The sequence below is a fragment of the Streptomyces sp. NPDC088354 genome, from assembly GCF_044753585.1.
Classification (GTDB): domain Bacteria; phylum Actinomycetota; class Actinomycetes; order Streptomycetales; family Streptomycetaceae; genus Actinacidiphila.
This window is the reverse complement of the sequence record NZ_JBIVNJ010000042.1, coordinates 21,355-34,004: the sequence shown is the minus strand read 5'-3', so window position 1 is coordinate 34,004 and position 12,650 is coordinate 21,355. Positions and strand designations below refer to the sequence as shown.

The 12,650-nt window shown below is 72.9% G+C and carries 11 protein-coding genes; 6 read left to right on the top strand and 5 right to left on the bottom strand.

From position 1 onward, the window contains the following. Nucleotides 1–48 precede the first annotated feature (48 nt). From ACIP98_RS35870 to ACIP98_RS35850, 5 genes are all read right to left on the bottom strand, one after another. Nucleotides 49–1,248, bottom strand: a complete 1,200-nt coding sequence (locus ACIP98_RS35870; RefSeq protein ID WP_401980282.1) for a GDSL-type esterase/lipase family protein — start codon at nucleotides 1,246–1,248, stop codon at nucleotides 49–51. Nucleotides 1,249–1,320: 72 nt separating this feature from the next. After that, nucleotides 1,321–1,893: a TetR-like C-terminal domain-containing protein gene (locus ACIP98_RS35865; RefSeq protein ID WP_319657902.1), complete on the bottom strand. Its 573-nt coding sequence runs from the start codon at nucleotides 1,891–1,893 to the stop codon at nucleotides 1,321–1,323. A 101-nt stretch (nucleotides 1,894–1,994) separates the two neighbouring features. After that, nucleotides 1,995–2,753, bottom strand: a complete 759-nt coding sequence (locus ACIP98_RS35860) for a L,D-transpeptidase (RefSeq protein WP_401980279.1) — start codon at nucleotides 2,751–2,753, stop codon at nucleotides 1,995–1,997. Then, nucleotides 2,750–3,238: a glutathione peroxidase gene (locus tag ACIP98_RS35855; RefSeq protein ID WP_319657900.1), complete on the bottom strand. Its 489-nt coding sequence runs from the start codon at nucleotides 3,236–3,238 to the stop codon at nucleotides 2,750–2,752. The genes ACIP98_RS35860 and ACIP98_RS35855 overlap by 4 nt, the downstream gene beginning before the upstream one ends. Nucleotides 3,239–3,352: 114 nt before the next feature. After that, on the bottom strand, nucleotides 3,353–4,990 hold the full coding sequence (locus tag ACIP98_RS35850) for an ABC-F family ATP-binding cassette domain-containing protein (RefSeq protein ID WP_319657899.1): 1,638 nt from the start codon (nucleotides 4,988–4,990) through the stop codon (nucleotides 3,353–3,355). Nucleotides 4,991–5,150: 160 nt separating this feature from the next. On the opposite strand from ACIP98_RS35850, the gene ddaH reads away from it, so the two are divergent. The 6 genes from ddaH (at nucleotide 5,151) to ACIP98_RS35820 (ending at nucleotide 12,646) form a co-directional block, all read left to right on the top strand. Then, nucleotides 5,151–5,927 (top strand): dimethylargininase, encoded by a 777-nt coding sequence (gene ddaH, locus ACIP98_RS35845; RefSeq protein ID WP_401980277.1) that lies wholly within the window; start codon nucleotides 5,151–5,153, stop codon nucleotides 5,925–5,927. A gap of 88 nt (nucleotides 5,928–6,015) precedes the next feature. Further along, a complete protein-coding gene (locus ACIP98_RS35840) occupies nucleotides 6,016–6,981 on the top strand; it encodes an acyl-ACP desaturase (protein WP_401980275.1) in 966 nt (321 codons plus the stop codon). Nucleotides 6,982–7,147: 166 nt separating this feature from the next. After that, nucleotides 7,148–7,981 carry a TIGR03084 family metal-binding protein gene (locus tag ACIP98_RS35835; protein ID WP_401980273.1) on the top strand — a complete coding sequence of 278 codons (834 nt, stop codon included), beginning with the start codon at nucleotides 7,148–7,150 and terminating at the stop codon, nucleotides 7,979–7,981. Continuing rightward, nucleotides 7,978–9,540 carry a carboxyl transferase domain-containing protein gene (locus ACIP98_RS35830; protein WP_319657894.1) on the top strand — a complete coding sequence of 521 codons (1,563 nt, stop codon included), beginning with the start codon at nucleotides 7,978–7,980 and terminating at the stop codon, nucleotides 9,538–9,540. Before ACIP98_RS35835 ends, ACIP98_RS35830 begins: the two co-directional genes overlap by 4 nt. A 14-nt stretch (nucleotides 9,541–9,554) precedes the next feature. Then, the gene (locus ACIP98_RS35825) at nucleotides 9,555–11,447 is read left to right on the top strand and encodes a biotin carboxylase N-terminal domain-containing protein (protein ID WP_401980271.1); all 1,893 of its coding nucleotides are present in this window, start codon (nucleotides 9,555–9,557) and stop codon (nucleotides 11,445–11,447) included. Then, entirely contained in the window at nucleotides 11,444–12,646 is a 1,203-nt protein-coding gene (locus tag ACIP98_RS35820) for an acyl-CoA dehydrogenase family protein (protein ID WP_401980269.1), read from the top strand. Before ACIP98_RS35825 ends, ACIP98_RS35820 begins: the two co-directional genes overlap by 4 nt. Nucleotides 12,647–12,650: the final 4 nt, after the last annotated feature.

Below are 12,650 nucleotides of genomic sequence, written 5' to 3'. Positions count from 1 at the left end.
CAGCGTAGCTGTCCGTGACGCTCGCCCCGCCGCCCGGTCATTTCCGCGTCATGTCCTGTTCAGAGCGCCGGCGGGGAGGGCGAAGGGGCCGTCGGCGGCGAAGGCGCGGCCGGCGAAGCGTTCACCGATGCGCAGGTGCGCGGCGGCGTCCGGGTGCAGCTCGTCGGGGAGCGGCAGCTCGGCGTAGTCGTCGGCGCCGTAGAGCTCGCGGCCGTCGAGGTGGTGGAGGTTCGGGTCGTCGGCCGACCGCTGCCGGACGATCCGGGCCAGCTCCTCGCGGATGACGGTGAGCGTCAGCTTGCCGCTCGCGCGCTCCGCCGGGTCCCCGGTGGCCAGGAAGCGCGGCTGCCCGGTGGCGAGGGAGGCGGGGTCCAGGGCGGTGGGGCCGGGGGTGTCCTCGTGGATGGGGCACAGGACGGGCGAGACCACCAGGAGCGGTGCGGCCGGGTGGCCCTCGCGGACGGTGTCGAGGAAGCCGTGGACGGCCGGGGTGAAGGCGCGCAGGCGCATCAGGTCGGTGTTGACCAGGTTGATGCCGATCTTGACGCTGATCAGGTCCGCGGGAGTGTCGCGCAGGGCGCGGGCGGTGAACGGGTCGAGCAGGGCGCTGCCGCCGAAGCCCAGGTTGACCAGGTCCACGCCGCCGAGGACGGCGGCGTGCGCGGGCCAGGTGGCAGTCGGGCCCGCGGCGTCGGAGCCGTGGCTGATCGAACTGCCGTGGTGCAGCCACACCCTGCGGCCCCGGTCCGGCGCGGGCTCGACGGGGGCGTCGGTGCGCAGCGCGAGCAGTTCGGTGGTCTCGTTGTGCGGCAGCCAGATCTCGACGTCCTTGTCCCCGCCGGGCAGACCGGTGAAGCGGAGGGTGCCGGGCGGGCCGGGCCGGTGCTCGAACGTCCCGGTGGTCATGTCGATGGTCAGGGTGTTGCCGCCGGTGACGCTCTCCCGGCCGGCGAGACGGCCGTCGACGACCAGGTCGTAGACGCCGTCCGGGCGCGGCGGAGCACCCGCGTAGACCCGCTTGGTGGGCACTGTGTCCAGTTCGATGGCGGTGGCCCGGCTACGGAAGGCCAGCCGGACCCCGGCGGGCTGGGCCTCCGCCATGGCCAGTTGCCCGTCGGTGTTCTGGGCGCGGGCCCTGGCGGGCAGCCGGTGCGGGAGTATGCCGCGTTCGGTGCGCTCCAGTTCCAGGGCGCCGCGCACGAGGTCCGCGGTGACGGGGGTGGTGATCCACTGTTGTTCGGTGTACATGTCCTCGCCTGTTGTTCGGCCTGTTTGTCGGTGGGGTGCGGGACGGTCGGGACGGTTCGGGTCCGCCCGCCGTCACGGCGCGGGCCAGTTCCGCAGCAGGGCGTCGAGGGCGTCCACGACGCGTGTCCAGGTCTCCTGCGTGTCGGGGGCGCTGTGGCTGAACCCCCCGCCCATTTCGAGGCTGACGTAGCCGTGGAAGACGCTGCCGAGCAGCCGGACCGCGTGCGTCCGGTCCGGCTCGGCCAGGTCGTAGCCGCGCAGGATCGCCCGCGTCATCTGTGCGTGCCGGACCCCCGCGCTGGCCGCCGCCGTCTGCGGGTCGAGCCGGAACTGAGCCGCCGCGTAGCGCCCGGGATGCTCCCGGGCGTAGTCGCGGTAGACGTTCGCGAAGGCGGCGAGCGCGTCCTTGCCGGACCGTCCGGCCAGGGCGTCGGCGGCCCGGTCGGCGAGTTCCTCCAGCGCGAGCAGGGCGATCCCCGTCTTGAGGTCGTGGGAGTTCTTCAGATGCGCGTACAGGCTCGCGACCTTGACGTCGAACCGCCTGGCGAGTGCCGAGAGCGTCACGTGCTCAAAGCCGGCCTCGTCGGCCAGTTCCGCCCCTGCCCGGACCAGGCGGGTGGTGGTGAGTCCTGCGCGTGGCGCCATGACCATCTCCTCGTTTGCCTGAAACGAGTATGCATTTACCTAAATCCTTTAGGCAAATGTCGGCAGAGGACGCCGGCGGAACGACTTCTGGGATGTCCCGGCTAGTAGCCGGTGACCGCGGTCTCGCCGGACTTCGTGCCGATCGCGATGTGCGGGTCGCGGTCCGGATCGGCCCAGACGAGCAGGCGGCGCATGGCCCCGACGGGGACGGAGACGCAACCCGCGGTGGGGCCCGGGCCGTTGGCGTGCAGGAAGATGCCGGCGCCGCGCTCCTGCTCCGGCTCGTCGTAGTTGAAGCCGATGACGAAGGCGTGGACGTAGGGCTTGCGGTACCTGATCAGGTGCTCGGACTCGGAGGCGGCGCAGTCGGGCGGCAGCGGCTCGACCCAGCGGTTGTAGGACCAGGAGGCGTTGTCCTGGCACCAGTACGACTCCGGGGTGACGGGGCGGTAGGGCATGCGGGTGCCCTTGGGCGCGGCCTTGATGCCGAACGCGTAGGGCAGGTCGTACAGACCGGTGGGGGTGGTCCAGGTGCTCTGGGCGCGCTCCTCGCCCTCGACGAGACCGGCCGCGCCGAAGCGGGCGGGCGCGGAGCCCGCGGCCCTCCAGACGCCGTCGCGCAGGTCCCACCAGGTGACCGTGCCCGTGGTGGACCCGGTGTCCGGCGCGACGGCGGTGATGAGCTGGCTGCCGCCGCCGGTGTCCACCATGTCGGCCGGGAGCGGCGGCACGGGCGGTGCCGGCGCCGCGGCCACGGGCGAGCTCCCGGGCGCGGTCGTACCCGCGCCCGCCGTGCCGGCCACGGCGGCCAGCACGGCGGAACCCGCCACCACGAGTCGTACGACGCGGTCCGTGGTCAACGCGGGAGGTGCGCCTCGATCGCGCCCACGACCTCGTCGGCCTCGGGCTCGGTGCGCGGACGGAACCGGCCGACGACCTGGCCGTCCGCGCTGATCAGGAACTTCTCGAAGTTCCACTGGACGTCGCCGGCCGCGCCCTCGGCGTCGGCGGTCTCCGTCAGCGCCGTGTAGAGCGGGTGCCGGTCCTCGCCGTTGACGTCCGTCTTCTCGAAGAGCGGGAAGCTCACGCCGTAGGTCGCGGAGCAGAAGGTCGCGATCTCCTCGGCGGTGCCCGGCTCCTGACCGGCGAACTGGTTGCTGGGGAAGCCCAGCACGCTGAAGCCGCGGTCGGCGTAACGCTTCTGCAGACGCTCCAGACCCTCGTACTGCGGGGTCAGCCCGCACTTGGAGGCGACGTTGACGATCAGCAGCGCCTTGCCCTCGTGGTCGGCGAGGGACGCGGGCTCACCGGAGAGCGTGCGCAGCGGAATGTCGTAGATGCTCACGTTTCGAACTCCTCGTCGGGGGACGGGTCAGGGAACACAGAGTGTCCATTCAACCTCGCCCGATTCCGTGATCTTCCCACGGGAGGGTGCTCGGAACGCGGCAGCGACGCGGGGTCAGTGCTCCGTGATCCGTCCGGCCTCGACCTGGACGCGGCGCGTGGTGTGCACGGCCTCCAGCATCCGGCGGTCGTGGGTGACCAGCAGCAGGGTGCCGTTGTACGTGGCGAGCGCCGACTCCAGCTGCTCGATGGCGGGCAGGTCCAGGTGGTTGGTGGGCTCGTCCAGGACGAGGAGGTTGACGCCGCGGCCCTGGAGGAGCGCGAGGGCGGCCCGGGTGCGCTCGCCCGGGGAGAGCGTGGCGGCCGGGCGCATGACGTGGGCGGCCTTCAGACCGAACTTGGCGAGCAGCGTGCGCACATCGGCCGGCGCCATGTCGGGCACCTCGGAGCCGAACGCGTCCAGCAGGGCCTCGCCGCCGTGGAAGAGCTTGCGCGCCTGGTCGACCTCGCCGACGACGACGCCGGGGCCGAGGGAGGCCGCTCCGGCGTCCAGCGGCAGCCGGCCGAGGAGCGCGGCCAGCAGCGTCGACTTGCCGGAGCCGTTGGCACCGGTGATGGCGACGCGATCCGCCCAGTCGATCTGGAGGTCGACCGGGCCGAGGGTGAAGTCGCCGCGCCGCACCTCGGCGCCGCGCAGCGTGGCCACGACCGCCCCGGCGCGAGGGGCGGCGGCGATCTCCATGCGCAGCTCCCACTCCTTGCGGGGCTCGTCGACCACCTCCAGGCGCTCGATCATGCGCTGGGTCTGCCGCGCCTTGGCGGCCTGCTTCTCCGTGGACTCCGTGCGCAGCTTGCGGCTGATCTTGTCGTTGTCCGTCGCCTTGCGCCGGGCGTTGCGGACGCCGTGCTCCATCCAGTTGCGCTGCATGCGCCCGCGGGCCTCCAGGCTCGCCTTGGTGTCGGCGTACTCCTCGTACTCCTCACGGGCGTGCCGGCGGGCGGTCTCGCGCTCCTCCAGGTAGGCGGCGTATCCGCCGCCGTAGGTGTTGACCTGCTGCTGGGCGAGGTCGAGTTCGACCACGCGGTTGACGGTGCGGGCCAGGAACTCACGGTCGTGGCTGACCACGACCGTGCCGGCCTTGAGGCCGGTGACGAACGCCTCCAGGCGCTCCAGGCCGTCCAGGTCGAGGTCGTTGGTGGGCTCGTCGAGCAGGAAGACGTCGTAGCGGCTCAGCAGGAGCGAGGCGAGACCCGCGCGGGCGGCCTGGCCGCCGGAGAGCGCCGTCATCGGCAGGTCGAGGCCGACGGTCAGGCCCAGTGAGGCGGCCACCTCCTCGGCCCGCTCGTCCAGATCCGCGCCGCCGAGCGCCAGCCAGCGCTCCAGACCGTCCGCGTAGGCGTCGTCCGAACCGGGCGCCTCGTCCATCAGCGCCTGCGTCGCGGCGTCCAGCGCCTCCTGCGCGGCGGCGACACCGGTACGGCGCGCGAGGAACGCCCGCACGGACTCGTCCGCCCGCCGTTCGGGCTCCTGTGGCAGGTGGCCCACGGAGGCGTTCGGCGGGCTGAGCCGCAACTGCCCCTCCTCGGGCGCGCTCAGCCCCGCCAGCAGACGCAGCAAGGTCGACTTGCCGGCGCCATTGGCACCGACCAGTCCGATCACGTCGCCGGGCGCGACGACGAGGTCCAGGCCCGAGAAGAGGACGCGGTCCCCATGGCCTGCGGCGAGATCTTTGACGACAAGAGTGGCACTCATCAGACCGCCGATGGTATCGCCCCGCCCGTCCGCCCCGGCCGGCCCGCGCCAGGGGCGGCGGCAGCCCGGCACGGCCGTCCCGCACGCCCTGGGCGAACGGGGCGGGGTGAGGGAGCATCACCTTCCGCAAGCCGTTGCCGCCGTGAGGGGAGAGCACGTCATGCCGAGCCGCAAGGCACTTGTCCGGCGTCCGGGTCCGCGTCTGGCGGAGGGGATCGTGACGCACCTGGAGAGGTCGCCGGTGGACGTCGCGCTGGCCCTGCGCCAGTGGGAGGGGTACGTGGCGGCGCTGCGCGCGCACGGGTGGGAGACGGTCGAGGTCCCGCCGGCGGACGCGTGCCCGGACGGGGTGTTCGTCGAGGACACCATGGTGGTGTTCCGCGGCGCGGCGCTCATCGCACGGCCGGGCGCGCTGCCGCGCCGCCCCGAGACGCCGGCCGCCGAGGCGGTCGTGGCCGGGCTCGGGATGTCCGTCCGCACGGTGCGGGCGCCGGGCACCCTGGAGGGCGGCGACGTACTCAAGGCGGGCGACACGGTCTACGTGGGCACCGGAGGCCGCACGAACGCCGAAGGCGTGCGCCAACTGCGCGCGGCGTTCGAGCCGCTGGGGGCACGGGTGGTGGCCGTGCCCGTCACCAAGGTGCTGCATTTGAAATCGGCCGTCACCGCGCTCCCGGACGGCACGGTCGTCGGCCACCCGCCGCTGGTCGACACGCCCGGGTCGTTCCCCCGATTCCTTCCGGTGCCGGAGGAATCGGGCTCCCACGTGGTGCTTCTGGGAGACGGGAAGCTGCTGATGGCGGCGAGCGCGCCGCGCAGCGCGGGGATTTTCGCCGCAATGGGCTATACGCCCGTACTCGTCGACATCAGCGAGTTCGAGAGGCTTGAGGGCTGCGTGACCTGCCTTTCGGTCCGGGTTCGCGGGTTGGACGCGTAGGAAGGGTTGCCATGCGGGCGGCACGTAACCTACGGTTTCGTAACTTACGATTCCGTAGGTACCCTCAGTCGACAGCCAGGAGCACAGCGTGACCATTGCCCCGTCCCAGAACACCGGATCGGAGGTGTGGAGCGACACCCGGCTGCTCTACGCCCTGGAAGAGGTCGTCGAGACCGAGCTGAACCGGCATCTGAAGGCGGCCAAGGAATGGATGCCCCACGAGTACGTGCCGTGGAGTCAGGGCCGGGACTACGACGGCATCATGGGCGGCGAGGCCTGGGAGCCGGAGCAGTCGAAGGTCACCGAGATCGGCCGGATATCGCTGGTGGTCAACCTGCTGACCGAGGACAACCTGCCGAGCTACCACCACGAGATCGCCACGGTCTTCGGCCGTGAGGGCGCCTGGGGCACCTGGGTGCACCGCTGGACCGCCGAGGAGGGCCGGCACGCGATCGCCATGCGCGACTACCTGCTGACGACCCGCGCCGTGGACCCGGTTCAACTGGAGCGGCTGCGCATGCAGCACATGTCGGAGGGCTTCGAGGCCGACAACTCCCACAGCATGCTGCACTCGATCGCGTACGTCGCATTCCAGGAGCTGGCCACGCGCATCTCGCACCGCAACACCGGCCGGGAGGCCGGCGACCCGATGTGCGAACGCATGCTCGCGCGCATCGCGACGGACGAGAACCTGCACATGGTCTTCTACCGCAACCTGCTCGCGGCCTCGCTGCAGTTGGCGCCGGACCAGGCGATGCAGGCGATCCGTGACGTGGTGGTCGGCTTCCGGATGCCGGGCCACGGCATGCCCGGCTTCGAGCGGTCTGCGGCGCGGATAGCGATCGGCGGCGTCTACAACCTGCGCATCCATCACGACGACGTGCTGCAGCCGGTGCTGCGGCACCTGAAGGTGCTGGAGGCCGCGGGGCTGGGTCCGCAGGGCCTGAAGGCGCAGGAGGAACTGGGCTTCTTCATGGGCGAGCTGAACTGCCAGGCCCGCAAGTTCGAGGAGCGCAGGGACGCGCTGCTGGCGCGGCGGGCCGCCCGCGGGTAGCCGGCGTCCGCGCTTTCCGGGGCCGCTCCGCGTCGCGCGGGGCGGCCCCGGGGCTTTTCGGCCGCCCCGGTCCGAAAATCATGCAAGCACGCTTGATTGTTTCCCCGGGCGGTGCCAGCCTGTGACGCGCACGGCACCGCTGACGCTGCGTCAACCAGGGGGACACGTGTCCGACCCCACGCCCGTACTGGACGATCTGCGGGACGAGAGCGAGGGTCTGGACGCCCTCGTGGCCCCGCTGGAGGCGCCCGCCTGGGCCTTGCCCACGCCCGCCCCCGGCTGGACGATCGCCCATCAGATCGCGCACCTGGCCTGGACGGACCGGCAGGCGCTGCTCGCCGCGACGGACCCGGCCGGCTTCCGGACCGAGGTCGAGAAGGCCGCGGCCGCGATCGCCACCTTCGTCGACGAGGGCGCGGAGCAGGGCGCGGCCCTGCCGCCCGCCGAGCTCCTGGAGCGCTGGCGCGCCGGCCGGAGCGCCCTCCAGGAGGCCCTGCGGGCACAGCCGGAAGGCGCGCGCCGGCCCTGGTTCGGGCCGCCCATGGGAGTCGCCTCGATGGGCTCGGCCCGGCTGATGGAGAGCTGGGCGCACGGCGAGGACGTGGCGGACGCCCTCGGGGTGCGGCGGGAGCCGACAGCGCGGCTGCGGCACGTCGCCCGGATCGCCGTACGGGCCCGGGACTACGCCTACGCCGTCAACGGGCTCACGCCGCCCGCCGAGGAGTTCCGGGTGGAGCTGACCGCCCCGGACGGCACCTTGTGGACGTACGGGCCGCAGGACGCCGCCCAGCGCGTGACGGGCCCCGCCCTCGACCTGTGCCTGCTGGCCACGCGGCGCCGGCACCGCGACGACCTGGCACTGCGCGCAGAGGGCGCCGACGCCGGCCGCTGGCTGGACATCGCGCAGGCCTTCGCGGGGCCGCCCGGAGAGGGGCGCAAGCCGGGAGAGCAGGGATTGCCGGCAGAGCGGGACAAGCCGGGACAGGGGGCCACCGCATGAGCGGGGACAACCGCGCGGTCATGCTGGAGCGGCTCGCCGGGATCGAGGCCGAACACGACAAGGCGCTCGCCGGCGGCGGCCCGAAGTACGTGGAACGGCACCGCGGCCGGGGCAAACTGACCGCCCGCGAGCGGGTGGAACTCCTGCTCGACCCGGACACGCCGTTCCTGGAGCTGTCACCGCTGGCGGCCTGGGGCAGCGACTACCCGGTCGGCGCCTCCCTGGTCACCGGCATCGGGGTCGTCGAGGGCACCGAGTGCGTGATCACGGCCAACGACCCGACCGTGCGCGGCGGCGCCAGCAATCCGTGGACGCTGAAGAAGGCGCTGCGGGCCAATGAGATCGCGCTCGCCAACCGCCTGCCGCTGGTCAACCTGGTGGAGTCGGGCGGCGCGGACCTGCCCAGCCAGAAGGAGATCTTCATCCCAGGCGGCGCGCTCTTCCGCGACCTGACCCGGCTGTCGGCGGCGGGCATCCCCACCGTGGCGGTCGTCTTCGGCAACTCGACCGCGGGCGGCGCCTATGTGCCCGGCATGTCCGACCACGTCGTCATGGTCAAGGAGCGCTCCAAGGTGTTCCTCGGCGGGCCGCCGCTGGTGAGGATGGCGACCGGCGAGGAGAGCGACGACGAGTCGCTGGGCGGCGCCGACATGCACGCCCGTGTCTCCGGCCTGGCCGACTACTTCGCCCAGGACGAGCCGGACGCGCTGCGCACCGCCCGCCGCGTGGTGGCCCGGCTGGGATGGCGCAAGCAGGGCCCCGCCCCGGCCGCCGTCTACGACCCGCCGCTCCATGACGAGGACGAACTGCTGGACATCGTCCCCGGCGACCTGAAGACCCCCTTCGACCCGCGCGAGGTCGTCGCCCGTGTCGTCGACGGCTCGCGGTTCGACGAGTTCAAGCCGCTGTACGGGACGAGCCTGGTCACCGGCTGGGCCCAAGTGCACGGCTATCCCGTCGGCATCCTCGCCAACGCACAAGGGGTGCTGTTCAGCGCGGAGTCGCAGAAGGCCGCGCAGTTCATCCAGCTGGCCAACCAGCGCGACATTCCGCTGCTGTTCCTGCACAACACGACCGGCTACATGGTGGGCCGCGAGTACGAGCAGGGCGGCATCATCAAGCACGGCGCCATGATGATCAACGCGGTGTCCAACTCCCGTGTCCCCCACATCTCGGTGCTGATGGGCGCCAGTTACGGCGCGGGGCACTACGGGATGTGCGGCCGCGCCTACGACCCGCGCTTCCTGTTCGCCTGGCCCAGCGCCAAGTCCGCCGTCATGGGCCCGCAGCAGCTCGCCGGCGTGCTGTCGATCGTGGCGCGGCAGTCGGCGGCGGCCAGGGGCCTGCCCTTCGACGAGGAGGCCGACGCGGGCCTGCGCGCCATGGTGGAGCAGCAGATCGAGTCCGAGTCCCTGCCGATGTTCCTGTCGGGGCGGCTGTACGACGACGGGGTGATCGACCCGCGCGACACGCGCACGGTGCTCGGCGTGTGCCTGTCGGCGATCCACAGCGCACCGGTCGAGGGCGCGCGCGGCGGCTTCGGCGTCTTCCGGATGTGAGGGGCAGCGTGACCGTGATCGCATCAGTGCTGGTGGCCAATCGCGGCGAGATCGCCCGCCGCGTCTTCCGCACCTGCCGCGACCTGGGCATCGCCACGGTCGCCGTGCACTCGGACGCGGACTCGGGGGCGGCGCACGTCCGGGAGGCCGACGCCGCGGTGCGCCTGCCGGGCGACGCCCCGGCCGACACCTATCTGCGCGGCGACCTGATCGTGAAGGCCGCCCTGGCGGCCGGCGCGGACGCCGTGCACCCCGGCTACGGATTCCTGTCGGAGAACGCCGAGTTCGCACGGGCCGTGATCGCCGCGGGCCTCACCTGGATCGGCCCGCCGCCGGAGGCCATCGAGGCGATGGGCTCGAAGACCCGCGCCAAGCGCCTGATGGCCGCGGCCGGTGTCCCGGTGCTGGAGGCCGGTCCCGACGACCTGCCGGTCCTGGTCAAGGCGGCCGCCGGGGGCGGCGGACGCGGCATGCGCGTGGTGCGCGAAGCGGCCGCCCTGGAGGAGGAGATGGCCGCCGCCCGGGCGGAGGCACTGTCCGCCTTCGGCGACGACGAGGTCTTTCTGGAGCCGTACGTCGAGGACGGCCGCCACATCGAGGTCCAGGTGCTGGCGGACGGGCACGGCACGGTGTGGACGCTGGGCGAGCGCGACTGCTCGGTGCAGCGCCGCCACCAGAAGGTGATCGAGGAGACCCCGGCCCCCGGTGTCGGCGACGACCTGCGCCGCACCCTGCACGAGGCCGCGCAGGCGGCGGCCCGGGCCATCGGCTACACCGGCGCGGGGACCGTGGAGTTCCTGGTGTCGGCGGACGGCCGCCCGTACTTCCTGGAGATGAACACCCGCCTCCAGGTGGAGCATCCGGTGACCGAGGCCGTCTTCGGCATCGACCTGGTCGCCCTGCAACTGGACGTCGCCGAGGGCGGCCGGCTGCCGGCCGCTCCCCCGCGGCCCTCCGGGCACGCCGTGGAGGCCCGCCTGTACGCGGAGGACCCGGCGCGCGACTGGCAGCCGCAGACGGGCGTCCTGCGCCGTTTCCGGCTGCCCGCGATGCCCGGTCTGCGCGTGGACGCGGGCTTCACCGACGGGGACCGGGTCGGCGTGCACTACGACGCGATGCTCGCCAAGGTGATCGTGCACGCCCCGACCCGCGAACGGGCCCTGCGGCAGCTCGCGGGCGCCCTGGAACGGGCCCGCGTGCACGGTCTGGTGACCAACCGCGACCTGCTGGTGCGCGTGCTGCGCGACCCGGACTTCGTGGCCGGGCGGCTGTCCACGGCCTTCCTCGGCCGGCTCGGGCCGGCCGCCCCCGGGGACCCCGGCACCGTACGGCTGGCCGCGCTGGCCGCCGCCCTGGCCGACGCCTCCGGGCGGCACGCCCTGGGCGGCTGGCGCAACGTGCCCTCGGCGCCGCAGCGCAAGACATACCGCGCCGAGCCCGACGGGACGGAGTACGAGGTCCGCTACCGGCCCGGACGCGGCGGTCTGACCGCCGAGGGGCACCCGGACGTGCGGCTGCTGTCCGCGGCCGCGGGTGAGGTCGTGCTGGAGGTCTCCGGCATCCGCCGCACCTTCGAGGTCGCCGTGTACGGGGACGAGGTCGACGTCGACGGCCCGCTGGGCGCGCACCGTTTCACCGCGCTGCCGCGCTTCCCCGATCCGGTGGACAGGATCGCGCCCGGCTCCCTGCTGGCGCCGATGCCGGGCACCGTGGTCCGGATCGCGGACGTGGCCGTCGGCGACAAGGTGGAGGCCGGCCGGCCGCTGCTGTGGCTGGAGGCCATGAAGATGGAGCACCGTGTCGCCGCCCCGGCGGACGGCGTGCTCACCGCACTGCACGCCGAGGTCGGCCGCCAGGTCGACGTCGGGACCGTACTCGCCGTCGTTCAGGAGGAGGGCTCGGCATGAGCGGGATCGCCGCTGGGAACGGACCGACAGGCACCTTTGACAACGCCCTTGTGGAGAGCGAGGAACGGCGCGCCCTGCGCAAGGCCGTCTCCGACCTCGGCCGCCGCTATGGGCGCGGCTACTTCGCCGCGGCGGCCCGGGAGGGCAAGCACACCGACGAGCTGTGGCAGGAGGCGGGCGCCCTCGGCTACCTGGGCGTCAACCTGCCCGAGGAGTACGGCGGCGGGGGCGGGGGACTGGCCGAACTGGCCATCGTCCTGGAGGAACTGGGGGCGGCGGGCTGCCCGCTGCTGCTGCTCATCGTCTCCCCCGCGATCTGCGGCACGGTGGTCGCGCGCTTCGGCACCGAGGAGCAGAAGCGGCAGTGGCTGCCGGGGCTGGCCGACGGGTCCGTCCGCATGGCCTTCGGCATCACGGAGCCGGACGCGGGCTCCAACTCGCACCGGCTGACCACCACCGCGCGCCGCGACGGATCGGACTGGCTGCTCACCGGCCGCAAGGTCTTCGTGTCCGGCGTGGACATCGCCGACGCCACGCTCGTCGTGGGCCGCACCGAGGACGCCCGTACGGGCCGGCTGAAGCCCTGCCTGTTCATCGTGCCGCGCGAGGCTCCGGGCTTCGAGTTCCGGCAGATCGAGATGGAACTGACCGCACCGGAGAAGCAGTTCCAGCTCTTCCTGGACGATGTGCGACTGCCGGCCGAGGCCCTGGTGGGCGACGAGGACGCGGGCCTGCTGCAGCTGTTCGCGGGGCTGAACCCCGAGCGGGTGATGACCGCGGCCTTCTCGATCGGCATGGGCCGCCACGCGTTGGAGAAGGCGGTCGGCTACGCCCGTACGCGGCAGGTGTGGCAGTCGCCCATCGGCGCGCATCAGGCCATCGCCCATCCTCTGGCGCAGGCGCACATCGAACTCGAACTGGCCCGCCTGATGATGCAGAAGGCCGCCTTCCTCTACGACAGCGGCGACGACGCGGGCGCCGGCGAGGCCGCCAACATGGCGAAGTACGCCGCGGCGGAGGCGGGCGCCAGGGCGGTGGACCAGGCCGTGCACACGCTGGGGGGCAACGGCCTCACCACCGAGTACGGTCTGGCCTCGATGCTCACGGCGTCGCGCGTGGGCCGCATCGCGCCGGTCAGCCGGGAGATGATCCTCAACTACGTCTCGCACCACACGCTGGGCCTGCCCAAGTCCTACTGAGCAC